Origin of the sequence: Pseudomonas taetrolens (genome assembly GCF_900475285.1) — a bacterium.
In the GTDB taxonomy this organism is placed as follows: Bacteria; Pseudomonadota; Gammaproteobacteria; order Pseudomonadales; family Pseudomonadaceae; genus Aquipseudomonas; species Aquipseudomonas taetrolens.
This window is the reverse complement of the sequence record NZ_LS483370.1, coordinates 861,535-879,027: the sequence shown is the minus strand read 5'-3', so window position 1 is coordinate 879,027 and position 17,493 is coordinate 861,535. Positions and strand designations below refer to the sequence as shown.

The window sequence follows — 17,493 nt, the reverse complement described above, 5'->3', positions numbered from 1 at the left end:
CATTTCTCTAGTTTTTTCGCCTACTTCTACTGCCATGAAACTTTTATTGCTCAAGCTTTAAAAGTTGCCTTGTACCCAACGCTTGAGGCGTTCGAGCACAGGGGCTTTTTGTTCATCACTGCTGTAGTTGTCTCGGTTGCTGATACCCGACATGGAGATGCCGTCTGACTGCTTTTGCAGTCCGTACAGCAACAAGCCCACAGCGGTGGAATAAATCGGATTACGTACGACGTCGGCCAGGCCTTCGAAGCTGTGCGGCACACCCAGACGAACCGGCATATGGAAGATTTCTTCGGCCAGTTCGACCGCGCCTTCCATCTTCGAGGTGCCGCCGGTCAGGACGATGCCCGCCGGGATCAGGTCTTCGTAGCCACTGCGACGCAGCTCGGCCTGAATCAGCGTGAACAGCTCGTCGTAGCGCGGCTCTACCACTTCGGCCAGCGCCTGACGGGACAGCTCGCGCGGAGGACGGTCACCGACGCTAGGCACCTTGATGGTTTCACCGGCACCCGCCAGCTTGGCCAGGGCACAGGCGTAACGGATTTTGATTTCTTCGGCATATTGGGTAGGTGTACGCAACGCCATCGCGATGTCGTTGGTCACCTGGTCACCCGCAATCGGGATCACGGCCGTATGACGAATCGCGCCTTCGGTAAAGATCGCGATATCCGTGGTGCCGCCGCCGATGTCGACCAGGCAGACACCCAGTTCTTTTTCATCATCGGTCAACACCGAATAAGCCGACGCCAGTTGCTCGAGGATGATGTCATCCACTTCAAGGCCACAGCGGCGTACGCACTTTTCGATGTTCTGCGCTGCATTCACTGCGCACGTCACCACGTGCACTTTCGCCTCAAGACGTACGCCCGACATGCCCAGTGGCTCACGAACGCCTTCCTGGTTGTCGATCACGTAATCCTGCGGCAGGGTGTGCAGCACACGCTGGTCAGCCGGAATGGCGACCGCCTGAGCGGCGTCGAGCACCCGCTCCAGGTCTGCCGAGCTGACTTCACGATCCCGAATCGCCACGATGCCGTGGGAGTTCAGGCTGCGGATGTGATTACCCGCCACACCGACGAATGCCGAGTGGATCCGGCAACCGGCCATCAATTGAGCTTCTTCCACTGCGCGCTGGATCGACTGCACGGTGGATTCAATATTCACCACCACGCCCTTCTTCAAGCCACGGGATGGATGGGTGCCGATACCGACGATTTCGAGCTGGCCATCGGCCGCGACTTCGCCTACCAGCGCAACCACTTTGGAGGTGCCGATATCCAGGCCGACGATCATTTTGCCGCTTTGCACATTTGCCATGGTCCTGCCTCTTCTTAATTCTTCGCGACAGCGGGTTCGGCTATCGTGGGTGCCACAGGTTCCCGCCAGCCGACGGCCAATCCGTTGGCATAACGCAAATCAATGCGCGCTATGTTCGTAATCTGTTCTTTCAGCGTTTTTTCATAGATGGCTATGAAGCGACGCATTTTTTCTACCAGGTGATCGCGCCCCAACAGCAGCTCGATCCCCGGCCCTGCACTGCCGGCTCCGGTGGTCAGGAACCAGCTACCGCGCTCACGCAATTCCAGCCGGGCAATGGAAAAGCCCATCGGACGCAGCATCTGGCTCAACACCTGATACTGCTGCATCACTTGCTGCTGAGCCCGTTGTGGACCAAACAGCTGCGGCAAATGCTCATAATTGGCCAGTTCACGCGGTGTAAATGCCTGACCCTGGTTGTTCAGCAGCGCTTCATCTCCCCAACGAGCAACCGGCAGTTGCTCCTCAAGGCGAATCACCACCTGGTCCGGCCACACCCGACGTACTTCGGCATGAGCGATCCATGGCATTTGTTCCAGCTCGGTGCGCATGCCTTCCAGGTCGACCGTGAAGAAGCTGGCCGCCACATAAGGGGCGATGCGCTGCTGCACGGCTTGCTGACTGATGTAGGACAAATCGCCTTGAACATTGATATTGGTGATCGGGCGATCTGCATACGGCATCAGACGCTGTGCACCTTCGTACGTACCAAAGCCCAGCGCGACCAACACAACGGGCCAGAACAAAGCCTTCAAAAAACCAAAATTGGCTTTTGGCAGGCGCACCGACATCGGCTCTTTAGCCACCATCCGGCTGGCACCACGCGGTACCGGCTTGCGGCCGGGAGCGGGTGGTTGATGACGAAGCTGGGCGCCTTGCATGGTCTTAATCTCGCGCTTCTACACTGGCTGCCAGAATCGACAGCACCAACTGTTGAAAATCCAGACCGGCAGCCCGTGCCGCCATCGGCACCAGGCTGTGATCGGTCATACCTGGCGCGGTGTTGACTTCCAGCAGCCAGAACTGACCATCGGTGTCCTGCATCACATCCAGACGCCCCCAACCGGCAATACCGATCGCCTCACAGGCTTTCGCCGTGAGATCCATGAGCTCCTGCTCCTTGGCGCTATCAAGGCCGCACGGGATCCGATACTGGGTATCGTTAGCCACGTATTTGGCGTCGTAGTCGTAGAACGAATGCGTGGTGCCCAGGGCAATCGGAGGCAACACCTGGTCACGCAGGATGGCGATGGTGAACTCCGGACCATGGATCCATTGCTCTACCAGCACTTGCGAGTCGAACTTACTGGCCTCTTTCCACGCGACGATCAGCTCGTCGACGTTGTTTACTTTGGCCATACCGATACTTGAACCTTCATGCGCCGGTTTGACGATCAAAGGGAAGCTCAGTTCCTTCGCTGCGCAAATACAATCGGCTTCGGTGCTCAACACCGCGTGACGCGGAGTCGGAATCCCGAGGCTGTGCCACACCTGCTTGGTGCGCAGTTTGTCCATTGCCAGGGCTGAAGCCAGGATGCCGCTGCCGGTGTAAGGAATGCCCAGGCATTCCAGCAGGCCTTGCATGCTGCCGTCTTCACCGCCACGACCGTGCAGAATGATGAAGGCGCGGTCGATCTTCTCTTGGGTGATACGCGTGATGAAGTCATCGCCCACATCAATGCCGAAAGCATTCACGCCCGCACTTTGCAGTGCCCCGAGTACTGCATGACCTGATTTCAGGGACACTTCGCGCTCGGCACTTTTGCCACCGAAAAGTACCGCCACGCGGCCGAAGTCGGCAGGCGTAATGGTCGAAGAAAGATTGGCGTAGGCTGCAGTCATTTCAACTTCCCCTCGCTGGCTGCGACAACGGCGCCGGCGAATAACGGACTATTAATGAGCTGTGGTGCCAGACGGCCGATATCGCCCGCTCCCTGGCACAACAGAATGTCGCCGGCACGCAGCAGCGGCTTGACGATTGGCGCAAGCTCAACACCGCGCTCAATGTAGATCGGGTCCAACTGCCCGCGCTGGCGAATGCTGTGACATAGCTGACGGCTGTCTGCGCCCGGAATCGGCTCTTCTCCGGCCGGGTAGACCTCCATCAACAGCAACACGTTGGCGTCGGCCAGTACCTGGACGAAATCGTCGTACAGGTCGCGCGTACGGCTAAAGCGATGCGGCTGGTACACCATCACCAAACGGCGTTCCGGCCAACCACCGCGTACGGCTTTGATCACCGCAGCGACTTCAGTCGGGTGATGACCGTAATCGTCCACCAGCATCACGCTGCCACCTTCGACCGGCAGCTCACCGTAAACCTGAAAACGCCGGCCGACGCCCTGAAAGCCCGACAGCCCCTGCACGATGGCTTCATCGCTGATGCCTTCATCAGACGCGATGCAAATGGTGGCTAGGGCATTGAGCACGTTGTGGTTACCGGGCATGTTCACCGAAACATCCAGCGGCTCGCGATCCGGACGCAGAACAGTGAAGAAGGTTTGCATGCCTTCCTGGCGAACATTGATCGCCCGTACGTCTGCGTCCTGGCTGAAGCCGTAAGTCACGGTCGGCCGCTTGACCTGCGGCAGGATTTCACGCACGACCGGGTCGTCCAGGCACAGTACGGCCAATCCATAAAACGGCAGGTTGTGCAGAAACTCGATAAAGGTCTTCTTCAGTTTGTTGAAGTCACCTTCGTAGGTCGCCATGTGATCGGCGTCGATATTGGTAACGACGGCAACCATCGGCTGCAAGTGCAGGAAGCTCGCATCGCTTTCGTCAGCTTCGGCGATCAGATAACGGCTGGTACCCAGTTGTGCATTGGTACCTGCTGCATTCAGGCGGCCACCGATCACAAAGGTCGGATCCAGGCCACCGGCAGCGAACACTGAAGCAAGCAGGCTGGTGGTCGTGGTTTTGCCATGCGTACCGGCCACGGCAATGCCGTGGCGATAGCGCATCAGCTCAGCCAGCATCTCGGCCCGGGGCACGACGGGAATACGGCGTTCCAGCGCAGTGGCCACTTCCGGGTTCGAGGTGTTGATGGCGCTGGACACGACCAGCACGTCAGCATTGGCAGCGTTTTCGGCACGGTGACCAATGAAGATCTGTGCGCCGAACGCTTCCAGGCGTTCAGTCACGGGCGATACATTCAGGTCGGAGCCCGACACTTGATAACCCAGGTTCAGCAACACCTCGGCGATACCGCACATGCCCACACCACCGATACCCACGAAGTGGATACGACGGATACGGCGCATTTCCGGTTGTGGCATAGCTTTTTGATTCTCAACCATTGGCCACCTCCAGGCAGATATTGACGACGTTGCGGGTCGCATCAGGTTTGGCCAAGCGGCGAGCATTGGTCGCCATGCTGTTCAGTCGTTCCGGTTGCATCAAAACCTCTGTCAGGCGTGCAGCCAGTTCGGCTGCGCCAGTCGTCGCTTGCGGCATCAGGAAAGCCGCGCCTTCCCGAGCCAGAAAGTCGGCATTACGGCTCTGGTGGTCATCGATCGCGTGGGGCAATGGCACCAGCAGCGAAGGCAGACCGGCCGCAGCCAGTTCACTGACGGTCAGCGCGCCTGCGCGACAAACCACCAGGTCGGCCCAGCCATAGGCTTGGGCCATGTCTTTGATAAAGGGCTGAACCTGCGCTTCGACGCCGACCGCCGCATAACGCTCGGCCGTCACCCGGTCATGCTGCTTGCCCGCCTGATGAAACACTTCGGGACGCACCTCGGCAGGCACGCAGGCCAAAGCCTCGGGCAGCAATTTGTTTAACGGCTCGGCCCCCAGGCTTCCACCCAGCACCAACAAACGCGCCTTGCGACCTTCGAGCGCGGTACGCGGTGCGAGGGTGAACAGTTCAGGGCGCACCGGATTGCCGGTGCTGCGCAATTTCTGCGAGGCTGCGAACGTGCCCGGAAAGGCTTCACACACACGGCTCGACATCGGCACCAGCAAACGGTTGGCCGTGCCGGCCACTGCGTTCTGCTCGTGAATGATCACCGGAACACCGCAGGTTTTAGCCGCCAGGCCACCTGGTCCGGTCACATAGCCACCGAATCCGAGCACACAGACCGGCTTGAGCTGGCGAATGATTTTGCGCGCCTGGAATAAGGCTTTGAGCAGTACGAACGGCGCCTTGAGCAACGACAGTTTGCTCTTGCCACGCAGGCCGGCAACGTTGATCCGGTGCAAGGTAAAGCCCGCAGGCTCAACCAGTTCGTTCTCGATGCCACGCGGCGTTCCGAGCCAGTGCACGGTATAACCGCGGGCTTCGAATTCGCGGGCGCAGGCCAGTGCAGGGAACACGTGTCCGCCGGTACCGCCCGCCATGATCAGCACATTAGCGCCCATGGTTCGGCTCCTCTGCGAAGTCGCTTTCCTTGAATTCTGTGTCTTCACTGCCGAGGTGGGTTCGACTCTCCCACTCGATCCGGAGCAACAACCCCATGCACACGCAGCAGATCACCAGCGAGCTGCCGCCATAGCTGAGGAACGGCAAGGTCAGGCCCTTGGTGGGCAGCAGACCGACGTTCACGCCGATGTTGATCAGGAACTGGCCGATCCACAAAAATGACAAGCCGTAGGCCATATAGGCCGCAAAATATTGCTTGGCGCGCTCAGCCCACAGGCCGATGTACATGCCGCGCACGCAGACAAATACGAACAGCGCCAGGGTCAGCAGGGAACCCACCACACCCAGCTCTTCTGCCAGTACCGAGAACACGAAGTCCGTGTGGGCTTCAGGCAGATAGAACTGCTTCTGCACGCTGTTGCCCAGCCCGACACCCAGCCATTCGCCGCGACCGAACGCGATCAGTGCCTGGGTCAGTTGATAGCCGGAACCGAACTGATCGGACCACGGATCGGTAAAGGTAATCAGACGCGCCATCCGATAAGGCTGCGCCTGCACCAGCACGAAGACCGCTCCGACAGCCAGCGCCACCATCAAGGCAAAACGGAACAGGCCGACACCGCCCAAGAACAGCATGGCGGCGGCAGCCCCCATCATCACGACGGTGGCACCAAAGTCAGGTTCCATCAGCAACAGGCCAGCCATGGGCAGCAGCACGATGAACGGTTTGAAGAAGCCCATCCAGCTTTCGCGGACTTCCTTCTGGCGACGCACCAGATAGCCTGCGAGGTAGATCACGACAAAGACTTTGGCGATTTCCGAAGGCTGTACGTTGAAGAAGCTGAAACCGATCCAGCGCATAGAGCCGTTGACCTCACGACCGATACCCGGAATCAGCACCATCACCAACAAACCAAACGCGCCGATCAACAGCAACCAGCCCAAGCGCTGCCATGTGGCGATAGGCACCATCATGGTCATGATGCACGCGCCCAGACCGAGCACGATGTAAAAGAGGTGGCGGATCATGTGGTACAGCGTGTTGCCCGACTGCAATGCGGCCACTTCGGACGAAGCTGAAGTGATCATGACCAAGCCGAGGCCGAGCAAAGCCAGGCAACCGGCCAGCAACGGGAAGTCGAGGTCGACGCCACGGCCCGTGACCAACGGTGAAGGATAAGGTTTGAAGATGCCGAAAATCATGCCAGCACCTCCACTGCGCGGGCGAACAACTGGCCGCGCTCTTCGTAGTTCTTGAACATGTCAAAACTGGCACAGGCAGGTGACAGCAACACCGCATCGCCCGGCCTGGCCAGCGAACGGCTTTGCTCGATGGCGTCATCCAGCGAGTTCACGAACACCTGAGGTACGGCATTGCCCAGGGCTGCGGCGATCAATGGCGCATCACGCCCCATCAGCACCACCGCGCGGCAGTACTTCGCAACAGACTCGGCCAGACCACTGAAGTCAGCGCCCTTGCCATCCCCGCCCGCGATCAGGACCAGCTTGCCGTCCATGTCCGAGCCCAGGCCATCAATGGCTGCCAGTGCGGCACCCACATTGGTGGCTTTTGAGTCGTTGTAGTAGCTCACGCCGTCCAGTTCGCGTACCCACTGGCAGCGGTGCTCAAGGCCGGTAAAGCTGCGCAGACTGCTCAGCATGGCGTCGAACGGCAAGCCAACCGCGTGTCCCAGCGCTAGGGCGGCCAGGGCATTGGCCTGATTGTGCGCGCCGCGTACTTTCAGCTCACGCACGGGCATCAGGTTTTGAAATTCGAACGCCAGGTATTTTTCGCCATTTTCTTCACGCAGACCGAACGCCTTGAAATCCGGAGCGCTCAAGCCGAAGGTCCAGCACGGCAGGCCCTCGCCCATCAGCGGACGGGTCAAGGCATCCTGACGGTTAACGACCACTTGCCTGGCCCCACGAAAAATCCGGTGCTTGGCCAGGTGATAGGCTGGCAGACCGCTGTAACGATCCATGTGGTCTTCGCTGACGTTGAGCACGGTGGCGACTTCTGCACCCAGCTGGTTGGTGGTTTCCAGCTGGAAGCTCGAGAGCTCCATCACATACAGTTCGATGTCATCGCTGAGCAGGTCCAGTGCCGGGGTGCCCAGGTTGCCGCCGACGGCGACACGCTTGCCCGCCGCTGCCGCCATTTCGCCGACCAGCGTGGTAACCGTGCTCTTGGCGTTGGAACCACTGATTGCCACGATGGGCGCCTTTGCGTTACGCGCGAACAGATCGATGTCGCCCGACAGTTTCACGCCACGTGCGGCAGCCGCCTGCAGCGCCGGGGTCGCCAGGGCCAGGCCGGGGCTCACGTAGAGCTCATCGGCACGGCACAGGAACTCGACATCCAGTTCGCCACAACGCACTTCCACTTGCGGGTAGTCACGCCGCAGCGTAGCCAGCTCCGGAGGATTGGCTCGCGTGTCAGCCACGGCAAACGACACGCCCCGCTGCGCTAGAAAGCGCACCAGGGACATGCCGCTCTTGCCGAGGCCGACAACGATGCGGAAGTGGTCAGAAGCGATCAGAGACACAGGTTCTACCTCAGCTTCAGCGTGGCAAGACCGACCAATACGAGAATCACGGTGATAATCCAGAAACGGACAATCACACGCGGCTCGGGCCAGCCCTTGAGTTCAAAGTGGTGATGAATCGGCGCCATGCGGAACACCCGCTTGCCGGTCAACTTGAAAGACGCGACCTGGATCACCACCGACAGGGTTTCCATCACGAACACACCGCCCATGATGAACAGCACGATTTCCTGCCGCACGATCACCGCAATCGTCCCCAGGGCTGCGCCCAGCGCCAGCGCGCCTACGTCGCCCATGAACACTTGTGCGGGATAGGTGTTGAACCAGAGAAAACCAAGGCCCGCGCCGATCAGGGCGCCGCAGAACACAATCAGCTCACCGGCACCGGGCACGTAGGGAATCAGTAGGTAGTCTGCAAATTTCACGTTACCCGACAGGTAGCAGAAGATACCCAGTGCACCGCCGACCATGACGGTAGGCATGATCGCCAGGCCGTCGAGGCCGTCAGTCAGGTTGACCGCGTTGCTCGAACCCACGATCACGAAGTAGGTCAGTACCACAAAGCCGATGCCCAGCGGAATGCTGGCGTCTTTGAGGATCGGTAGAATCAGCGTGGTTTCAACCGCACTTGGCGCCGTCACGTACAGGAAGATCGCTGCACCCAGGCCGAATACCGACTGCCAGAAATACTTCCAGCGGCTCGGAAGGCCGCGGGAGTTTTTCTCGATAACTTTGCGGTAGTCGTCGACCCAGCCGATAGCACCGAACAGCAAGGTCACAATGAGCACGACCCATACATAACGGTTGCTCAAGTCGGCCCACAACAAGGTGCTGATGGCGATCGCCGACAGAATCAGCGCCCCGCCCATGGTCGGCGTACCGGATTTGGACAGATGCGATTGTGGACCATCGTTACGGACCGACTGGCCGATCTGACGGTTTTGCAGGGTGCGGATCATCCACGGCCCCAGGCACAGTGACAATGACAACGCGGTCAGTACCCCTAGAATCCCGCGCAGGGACAAGTACTGGAAGACCGCGAAGCCCTTGTGAAACTGTTGCAGATACTCCGCTAGCAGCAGCAGCATTAGTGTTTCTCCCCGCTGGAACCGCACAAAGCCGCAACGACGTTTTCCATCGCAGCGCTGCGCGAGCCCTTGATCAAAATAGTGGTGTTTGTTTCGTGTTCAGCGCGAAGCGCCTTGATCAGGTCAGCCTGATTGGCGAAGTGACGAGCCTGGTGTCCAAATGCAGCGACGGCATGAGCCATCAGCGGTCCCACCGCATACAGCGCTGAAACCTTGTCGGCGGCGTATGCGCCTACTTCACGATGTCCTTGCTCCGCCCACTCACCCAGCTCACCAATATCTCCGAGCACCAGGACGGTGCGACCGGAAAAGCCGGCGAGTATATCAACGGCAGCGCACATTGAGGTGGGGTTTGCGTTGTAAGTATCATCAATAATTCGCAGACCTGTGCCGGTCAGTTTCACCACCGTACGTCCTTTGACAGGTTGTACGGCCTCAAGCCCCGACGTAATGCCAAATAGCTTGATATTCAGCGCATGGGCAGCCGCCGCAGCGGCCAGGGCATTGGCGATATTGTGGCTACCCAGAAGGTTCAGCTGAACGCGGCCGACACCCAATGGACTGTGCAAATCGAAGCCCGGGCAACCACGGGCATCACGGCTCAGATTGCTGGCGTAGAAATCGGCATCAGGGTTGTTCAGGGAGAAACTGAGGACCTTGCGACCCGCAGCACGGGCGTGCCAAATGGCATAGGCCTTGTCGTCCAGATTCAGGACGGCAATACCATCGGCCTTCAACCCTTCCAGAATCTCGCCCTTGGCCTCAACGATTTTTTCCGGGCCACCGAACTCGCCCACATGGGCAGTGCCGGCATTGTTGATCACGGCAACGTGAGGCTGGGTCATGTCGACGGTGTAGGCGATCTCGCCAATGCGCGAAGCGCCCAGCTCAATCACTGCTGCGGTGTGTTCCAGCGTCAGTTCCAGCAGGGTCAGCGGCACACCCAAATCATTGTTCAAGTTGCCCTTGGTGGCCAGCACAGGACCCCGGGTACGAAGAATGCACGCGAGCATTTCCTTGACCGTGGTCTTACCGCTGGAGCCTGTAATGGCAGCGACAGGCTTGTCGTAACCGGCACGGTTCAGCGCGGCCAGTTGGCCGAGCGCCTGACGGGTGTCGCTCACCACCAGTTGCGGCAATGCCGACTCAGGCACTTGGCGTTCAACCAGAGCCGCCACGGCGCCTTTGGCTGCGACTTCATTCAGATAGTCATGGCCATCGAAGCGCGGCCCGGTCAGAGCGATGAACAACTGCCCCTGAGTTATTGCACGGCTGTCGATACTGACGCCATTGAAGCGGCAATCGGCATCCACCAGACGCCCCTTCAAGGCTGCTTGCACATCACTGAGCAACAGAGGCTTAAGCATGGGCAGCCTCCCAGGTGTTCAAGGCTTTATCGGCTTCGACCAGATCAGAGAAATCGTGGCGCTGGCCGTTGATTTCCTGATAGTCCTCGTGCCCCTTGCCGGCCAGCACAATGACGTCTTCGGCATCAGCGCCGGCAATCATCCGGGCAATCGCTTCACCCCGACCGGAAACAAACACAACGTTCTCGGGCGAAGCAAAACCGGCACGGATGTCATCAAAAATTTGCGCAGGATCTTCTGAGCGCGGATTGTCATCTGTCACCAGCACGTCATCAGCCAGACGCTCGACGATCTGCGCCATCAACGGGCGCTTGCCGCGATCGCGATCACCGCCGCAACCGAACAGGCACAGCAGCTTGCCTTTGACGTGAGGACGCAAGGCCTGAAGTACTTTTTCCAGGGCGTCCGGGGTGTGGGCGTAATCGACCACCACCAGCGGTTTGGCACCGCCACCCAAACGCTGCATGCGGCCCACAGGGCCCTCCAGTTTTGGCAGAACGCCAAGGATTTCATCCAGGGCGTAATCCAGACCCAGCAAGGCGCCGACAGCGGCCAGCACGTTGCTCAGGTTGAAACGCCCCAGCAAGGTACTGCGCAAATGGTGTTCGCCCTGCGGCGTGACCAACGTGGCGCGCACACCTTCGTCATCGAATATGGCTTCACGGCAATACAGATACGCGCTGCTGTCTTCGAGGCTGTAGCTGATCAGACGAGAGGCGTGTGGCTCGGCGGCCAACTGGCGACCAAAATCGTCATCCAGGTTGAGTACCCGGCAACGCAGGTCAGGCCAGGCAAACAGCTTGGCCTTGGCCGCGGCATAGGCTTGCATCGTGCCGTGGTAATCAAGGTGGTCGCGGGACAGGTTGGTCAGTACCGCCACATCAAACGCCAACGCGCTGACTCGGCCCTGATCAAGACCATGGGAAGAAACCTCCATGGCAACCGCTTTGGCACCGGCCTTTTTCAGGTCTGCCAGCATGGCCTGTACGGCAATGGGGTCAGGAGTCGTGTGACGCCCGGTTTGCAGCGCACCGTAAAAGCCGGTGCCCAGCGTGCCCACGATGCCGCAGTGCTGGCCCAGCAGGTCCAGCGCTTGGGCGACCAATTGGGTGACGCTGGTTTTGCCGTTGGTCCCTGTAACGCCGACCAGATTGAGGTGATGGCTCGGCTCGCCATAAAAGCGCCCGGCGATGTCGGACAATTGAGCGGCCAGCCCTTTGACCGGAATCATGGGAACCGATGTGATCGGCAGCACTGACGCCCCTTCCACTTCATAGGCAACCGCAGCCGCGCCGCGAACCAGAGCGTCACTGATGTGCGCACGCCCATCAAGCTTGCCACCCGGCACAGCGAGGAACAGATCGCCCGCGCGTACGTTGCGGCTATCAAGGGTCAATTCGCGGATCAGCAGATCATGGCCTGCGTGAGGAAAAATCTTGTTCAGGCTCAGGGACATTAGCCGCGCCCTCCTTTGGCTGCCGCAGCTGTCGCCGCCGCTTGTTGCTCCGCTGCCGTCGGCAGGTTATCCGGCGACACATTCATCAGGCGCAGAGTGCCGGACATGACTTTGCTGAAAACCGGGGCCGAGACCAGACCACCGAAGTAACCGGCCTTGCTTGGCTCATCGATCACCACAACGATCGCGTAACGCGGATCGCTCATCGGACCAAAACCGGCAAACAGGGAACGGTAGGAATTCACGGCGTAGCCTTTGACGCCGGACGAGGTTTTACGCGCCGTACCGGACTTGCCGCCAACGTGATAGGCCGGAACCTTGGCACGCCAGACACCACGCGGGTTCTCGATCACTTCCTGCAACATGCCCTGAACGGTTTTGGCGACCTGCTCCGGCATGACTTGCGTCGACTGGGGCAGCTTGTCCGTTTTGAGCAGTGTCAGTGGAGCGAGCTTGCCGTTGTTGGCCAGGGCCGAGAAGGCATGCACCAACTGGATCGCGGTCACGGACACGCCGTAGCCGTAGGACAGCGTTGCGGTTTCAGCTTTGCGCCATTCGCGATAGTTCGGCAGGTTGCCGACACGCTCACCCGGAAAGCCCAGGCCCGTGTCCTGCCCCAGGCCCAGCTTGGCCATGGTGCGGAAAATGGCTTCGCCGCCAATATCGAAGGCGACCTTGCTCATGCCCACGTTACTGGAGTTGATCAAAATACCGGTCAAGTCAAGGACCGGACCTTCGGTACGCGATACGTCCCGGATGGTGTATTTGCCCAGCTTCAGGGTGCCTGGATAAACCTCGACCTTGTCGGTCGGCTTCCAGCGGCCGGACTCAAGAGCGGCACTCATGGAAATCGGTTTGACCGTCGAACCCGGCTCAAACACGTCGATCATGGCGCGGTTACGCATCATCGCCGGCTGCAGATTACGACGGTTATTGGGGTTGTAGGTTGGCTGGTTGACCATGGCCAGGATCTCGCCGGTCTTCACATCCATGATCACCAGGCTGCCGGCCTTGGCCCCGTTTTCCACCAGCGCATTGCGCAGTTCACGGTTGGCCAGGTATTGCAGGCGCAGGTCAATCGACAACGCCAAGGTCTTTCCGGCCTTGGCGTTTTTGGTGACCTGTACATCTTTGATCAGACGTCCGCGGCGGTCCTTGATCACTTGCCGCTTGCCTGGAACACCGGCCAGCCACTCGTCATACGCCAGCTCAACGCCTTCACGGCCTTTATCGTCAATATCGGTAAAACCGACCATATGCGCCGCGACTTCACCCGCAGGGTAAAAGCGACGGAACTCTTCAATGCCATAAACGCCCGGCACTTTAAGGTCGAGCACACCCTGACCCTGCTCAGGCGTCAGCCCTCGCACGAGATAAATGAACTCTTTATTGGCTTGCTGGAGCAGACGCGCACTCAGTGCTTTCGGGTCCTGGCCCAATGCATGGGCCAGGGCTGGCCAGCGATCTTTAGCAGACTGCATTTCCTTGGCATTGGCCCACAAGGTCGTAACCGGTGTGCTGACAGCCAGGGGCTCACCATTGCGGTCGGTAATCAGACCACGGTGCGCAGGAATCGGGATATGACGCATGCTGCGAGCATCGCCCTGGCCCTTGAGGAAATCATGGTCGATGACTTGCAGGTAAACGATCTGGCATGCAATGGCGCCGACCAGCAGTGCCAGCAATGCCAGCACCACACGAAAACGCCACGGATAGAGTGCGCCTTCGAGTTTGATCATGGCGCCACCATCCGAACTTCTGCAGCGCCCGGGATGCGCATTTTCAGTTGTTCGCTGGCCAGTGTTTCGATACGGCTATGGGCAGTCCAGGTGCTTTGCTCAAGGATCAAGCGCCCCCATTCTGCCTGCGCCTTGTCACGTATGCTCAACTCCCCGTACAGGGTATTGAGCAGTTGCCGATTCCAGTGCGCGCTGTAGGAAACGCCGACAGCCGAAACCAGCACGCCAATAAACAACAGCAGCATGAAAAAACTTCCGCCGGGAAGTGGTTTGGCGAAGAGCTTGTTCAACGAAGCTTCTCCGCGACGCGCATGACAGCGCTGCGCGAGCGCGGATTGGCTTTGAGTTCTGCTTCGGAAGCGAACTGCGCCTTGCCATGGATTTTGATAACAGGGTCGAAGGCAGCATGCTGCACCGGCAACCCGCGTGGCAGGTTATCGGGCTCACCCTTGACCAGATCACGCATGAATAATTTGACGATACGGTCTTCAAGGGAATGGAAGCTGATGACCACCAGACGGCCGCCCACTTCCAGCGACTCCAGCGCAGCCTCAAGACCCGCCTTGAGGTCGCCCAGCTCGTTATTTACGTGAATGCGCAACCCCTGAAAGGTACGGGTTGCCGGGTGCTTGCCCTTTTCCCAGGCCGGATTGGCCACCTTCAGCACTTCAGCCAGGTCACCCGTGCGCTCGAACGGAGTGATCGCACGACGCTCAACCACGGCCCGGGCCATACGGCCGGAAAAACGCTCTTCGCCGTACTCTTTGAAGACGCGGGCTATTTCTTCCTGGGAAGCGGTATTCACAAACTCGGCAGCACTGATCCCGCTGTCAGGATTCATGCGCATGTCCAACGGACCATCGTTCATGAAGCTGAAACCGCGCTCAGGGTCGTCCAGCTGTGGTGAAGACACGCCAAGATCAAGCAGCACACCATTGACCTTGCCGGCCAGACCGCGGGAAGCGATTTCGGATCCCATCTCGGCGAAGCTGCGTTGCACAATGACAAAGCGGCCGTCTTCGGCCGCTAGCGCTTGCCCCGTGGCAATCGCTTGAGGATCTTTATCAAACCCGAGCAAACGTCCCTCGGGGCCCAGCTTCTGAAGTATCAGGCGGCTATGTCCACCGCGACCGAAGGTGCCATCCAGATAGCATCCATCAGGACGTACGGCGAGAGCCTCTACGGCTTCGTCAAGCAGTACGGTGATGTGGTTGAAGTCGCTATCAATAGTCACAGGATTAAATCACGCAGTTCGTCAGGCATCGCGCCCGGTTGTTGAATGGCTGCAAGGTCGGCGGCAGAAACAGCCTCCCAGGCATCCTCGTCCCACAGTTGAAACTTGTTTAGCTGACCTACCAACATCGCGTGCTTCTCCAACTTGGCATATTCACGCAGACGCGGCGGCACCAGAAAACGACCACTGCCATCGAGCTCCAGATCGACGGCGTTACCAATCAACAGACGTTGCAAACGGCGGTTCTCTTCACGCAATGAAGGCAACGCCCGCAGCTTGGTTTCAATCAACTCCCACTCATCCAGCGGGTACACACACAAGCAGGGATCTACCGCATCAATGGTCACGATCAGTTGCCCGGAACTACGCGAATTCAGCTCGTCACGGTACCGGCTCGGCATTGCGAGACGACCCTTTGCATCGAGACTGATTGCGTTGGCTCCACGAAACACGAGGGCGTTTCTCCAAATTTTAGCGTTTTACGTCTAGAAAACCCACTTTATGCCACTTTTCGCCACTTGCGCACACTATAGGAATGCGCCCACCACACCGTCAAGGCGCGGCCTGAAGGAAAATCCTTACATAACGGAGATTTAGGAGAAGAAATGGGCGGAGGGCACTAAATGAAAGTTTTTTTAGACCTGCTATGCGCAACAAACTCAAAGCTCTGAGCTCCAAACTTAAAGTAGTTTGTTAAGAGTAAGAACTTTTTGGCATTACACAGAGGCTTTTTCTAGCGAGGTATAACGAGGGGGATAAAGCGAGTCTTTCATATAGCAATCTGCCTGCAGTGCAGGCAGAGGAAATAAGGTGGAGAGTCGATCTGTAAGCCGGGTTCTGTCGTGAACAGTCATTCGTCTACGATGGCCATCACTGGACATCTTTAGCAACCTACCCGGTTCCAGCGCGGGCCACGCCTTGGAACCCTATTTGGTCTTGCTCCAAGTGGGGTTTACCTAGCCACGAACTGTTGCCAGTCGTGCGGTGCGCTCTTACCGCACCTTTTCACCCTTACCGGCGCCGAAGCGCTTAGGCGGTTATTTTCTGTGGCACTTTCCGTAGGCTCACGCCTCCCAGGCATTACCTGGCACTTCGCCCTATGGAGCCCGGACTTTCCTCCCCCCCCTAATTTTCATAGAGGGCAGCGACTGTCCAATCGACTCTCCGCCGCAAAGATTAACTGTACAGCGTGTATAGAACAAGCATTAAAAGCCGGATGGCATCTTCAACCACCCGACTTAAAGCCCTTGCATGCACGCGCAAAGACCGCCCAGCATCAAAACGCCACTAACCGATCAGATCAATCAGTCGCCTTTTGTTTTTCCAGCGCCACTTGATACAAAACATTCTTGCGCTCGCCGGTGATCTCGGCAGCAAGTGCTGCGGCACGCTTGAGCGGCATCTCTTTAAGTAACAAGTCGAGGATACGCATGGCTTCTGTACTGACGACCTCATCTGTTTCAGGAGGGGTCCACCCGGCAACCAGAACCACGCACTCTCCGCGCTGCTGATTACTGTCACCTTCGACAAAAGCGCGCAACTCGGACAGGGGCAAACCCTTCAGCGTTTCGAAGGTTTTGGTCAGCTCACGCGCCAGCAGCGCCGGGCGCTCAGGACCAAACACCAGCTCCAGATCTTGCAAACACTCAAGAATACGGTGAGGCGCCTCATAAAAAATCAGCGTACGCGGCTCTTCTTTGAGTAACTCCAGGCGCGAACGACGTCCGACGGCCTTGGCCGGCAGAAACCCCTCAAAGATAAAACGATCAGACGGCAGCCCCGCCGCAGACAACGCAGCAATCAAGGCGCACGCACCCGGCACGGGCACGACTTGCACACCGGCCGCTCGTGCCTGGCGCACCAGGTGATAGCCAGGATCCGAGATCAACGGCGTACCGGCATCAGAGATCAGTGCAACATCTTCGCCCGCCAACAGGCGCTGAATAAACCGACTACCCTCATCGCGCTCGTTGTGCTCGTGGCAGGCACCCAGCGGGGTCGAAATACCAAAATACTGCAGCAACCGCAGGGAGTGCCGAGTGTCTTCGGCCGCAATCAGCGAGACGTCACGCAACACTTTAAGTGCACGCGCACTGATGTCGTCCAGGTTACCGATGGGCGTGGCCACCACATAAAGTGAGCCGACAACGGAATTCAAATTACCTGGAGCAGTCAAAACGCGCACCTCATAAGAGTTAAAGGCACCATTGTAGCGCGTAGCACCCTGTTGAACGCACCCACCGGCATGCACGGGAACGCTTATCTGCAAACTTTCACGGTCACACCCCGCATATCACATCTAATATTCAGCTTTATCACCTGTAACATCGCGCCCGGGCCAGTGCTTGGGTACACTTCCCCACTTATTTGATCGAGTAACAGG

15 protein-coding genes and 1 other RNA gene are annotated in these 17,493 nt (G+C 58.6%); all 16 read right to left on the bottom strand.

The features are described 5' to 3' along the window. Positions 1 to 57: 57 nt before the first annotated feature. On the bottom strand, positions 58 to 1,317 hold the full coding sequence (gene ftsA, locus DQN55_RS04275) for a cell division protein FtsA (protein ID WP_048378144.1): 1,260 nt from the start codon (positions 1,315 to 1,317) through the stop codon (positions 58 to 60). A gap of 14 nt (positions 1,318 to 1,331) precedes the next feature. Then, positions 1,332 to 2,198, bottom strand: a complete 867-nt coding sequence (locus DQN55_RS04270; protein ID WP_048378145.1) for a cell division protein FtsQ/DivIB — start codon at positions 2,196 to 2,198, stop codon at positions 1,332 to 1,334. 4 nt (positions 2,199 to 2,202) lie between these two features. Continuing rightward, entirely contained in the window at positions 2,203 to 3,159 is a 957-nt protein-coding gene (locus DQN55_RS04265; protein WP_048378146.1) for a D-alanine--D-alanine ligase, read from the bottom strand. Beyond that, complete coding sequence (murC, locus tag DQN55_RS04260; protein WP_048378147.1) at positions 3,156 to 4,616, bottom strand: UDP-N-acetylmuramate--L-alanine ligase; 1,461 nt, start codon at positions 4,614 to 4,616, stop codon at positions 3,156 to 3,158. The genes DQN55_RS04265 and murC overlap by 4 nt, the downstream gene beginning before the upstream one ends. Continuing rightward, entirely contained in the window at positions 4,609 to 5,679 is a 1,071-nt protein-coding gene (murG, locus tag DQN55_RS04255) for an undecaprenyldiphospho-muramoylpentapeptide beta-N-acetylglucosaminyltransferase (RefSeq protein ID WP_048378148.1), read from the bottom strand. Before murG ends, murC begins: the two co-directional genes overlap by 8 nt. Then, positions 5,669 to 6,883, bottom strand: a complete 1,215-nt coding sequence (gene ftsW, locus DQN55_RS04250; protein WP_048378149.1) for a putative lipid II flippase FtsW — start codon at positions 6,881 to 6,883, stop codon at positions 5,669 to 5,671. Before ftsW ends, murG begins: the two co-directional genes overlap by 11 nt. Then, a complete protein-coding gene (gene murD / locus DQN55_RS04245; protein ID WP_048378150.1) occupies positions 6,880 to 8,226 on the bottom strand; it encodes a UDP-N-acetylmuramoyl-L-alanine--D-glutamate ligase in 1,347 nt (448 codons plus the stop codon). The genes ftsW and murD overlap by 4 nt, the downstream gene beginning before the upstream one ends. 5 nt (positions 8,227 to 8,231) lie before the next feature. Then, positions 8,232 to 9,314 carry a phospho-N-acetylmuramoyl-pentapeptide-transferase gene (gene mraY, locus DQN55_RS04240; protein ID WP_048378151.1) on the bottom strand — a complete coding sequence of 361 codons (1,083 nt, stop codon included), beginning with the start codon at positions 9,312 to 9,314 and terminating at the stop codon, positions 8,232 to 8,234. After that, the gene (locus DQN55_RS04235) at positions 9,314 to 10,681 is read right to left on the bottom strand and encodes a UDP-N-acetylmuramoyl-tripeptide--D-alanyl-D-alanine ligase (RefSeq protein WP_048378152.1); all 1,368 of its coding nucleotides are present in this window, start codon (positions 10,679 to 10,681) and stop codon (positions 9,314 to 9,316) included. The genes mraY and DQN55_RS04235 overlap by 1 nt, the downstream gene beginning before the upstream one ends. Next, on the bottom strand, positions 10,674 to 12,137 hold the full coding sequence (locus DQN55_RS04230) for a UDP-N-acetylmuramoyl-L-alanyl-D-glutamate--2,6-diaminopimelate ligase (RefSeq protein ID WP_048378153.1): 1,464 nt from the start codon (positions 12,135 to 12,137) through the stop codon (positions 10,674 to 10,676). The genes DQN55_RS04235 and DQN55_RS04230 overlap by 8 nt, the downstream gene beginning before the upstream one ends. Further along, positions 12,137 to 13,876, bottom strand: coding sequence for a peptidoglycan D,D-transpeptidase FtsI family protein (locus DQN55_RS04225; RefSeq protein ID WP_048378154.1), 1,740 nt, complete (start codon positions 13,874 to 13,876; stop codon positions 12,137 to 12,139). The genes DQN55_RS04230 and DQN55_RS04225 overlap by 1 nt, the downstream gene beginning before the upstream one ends. Next, positions 13,873 to 14,166 carry a cell division protein FtsL gene (gene ftsL / locus DQN55_RS04220; RefSeq protein WP_048378155.1) on the bottom strand — a complete coding sequence of 98 codons (294 nt, stop codon included), beginning with the start codon at positions 14,164 to 14,166 and terminating at the stop codon, positions 13,873 to 13,875. Before ftsL ends, DQN55_RS04225 begins: the two co-directional genes overlap by 4 nt. Continuing rightward, positions 14,163 to 15,110 (bottom strand): 16S rRNA (cytosine(1402)-N(4))-methyltransferase RsmH, encoded by a 948-nt coding sequence (rsmH, locus tag DQN55_RS04215; RefSeq protein ID WP_048378156.1) that lies wholly within the window; start codon positions 15,108 to 15,110, stop codon positions 14,163 to 14,165. Before rsmH ends, ftsL begins: the two co-directional genes overlap by 4 nt. After that, positions 15,107 to 15,562 carry a division/cell wall cluster transcriptional repressor MraZ gene (gene mraZ, locus DQN55_RS04210; protein WP_048378157.1) on the bottom strand — a complete coding sequence of 152 codons (456 nt, stop codon included), beginning with the start codon at positions 15,560 to 15,562 and terminating at the stop codon, positions 15,107 to 15,109. Before mraZ ends, rsmH begins: the two co-directional genes overlap by 4 nt. A gap of 358 nt (positions 15,563 to 15,920) precedes the next feature. Next, positions 15,921 to 16,274: RNase P RNA component class A (gene rnpB, locus DQN55_RS04205), an RNA gene on the bottom strand. 136 nt (positions 16,275 to 16,410) lie between these two features. Next, entirely contained in the window at positions 16,411 to 17,286 is an 876-nt protein-coding gene (rsmI, locus tag DQN55_RS04200) for a 16S rRNA (cytidine(1402)-2'-O)-methyltransferase (RefSeq protein WP_048378455.1), read from the bottom strand. Positions 17,287 to 17,493 lie beyond the last annotated feature (207 nt).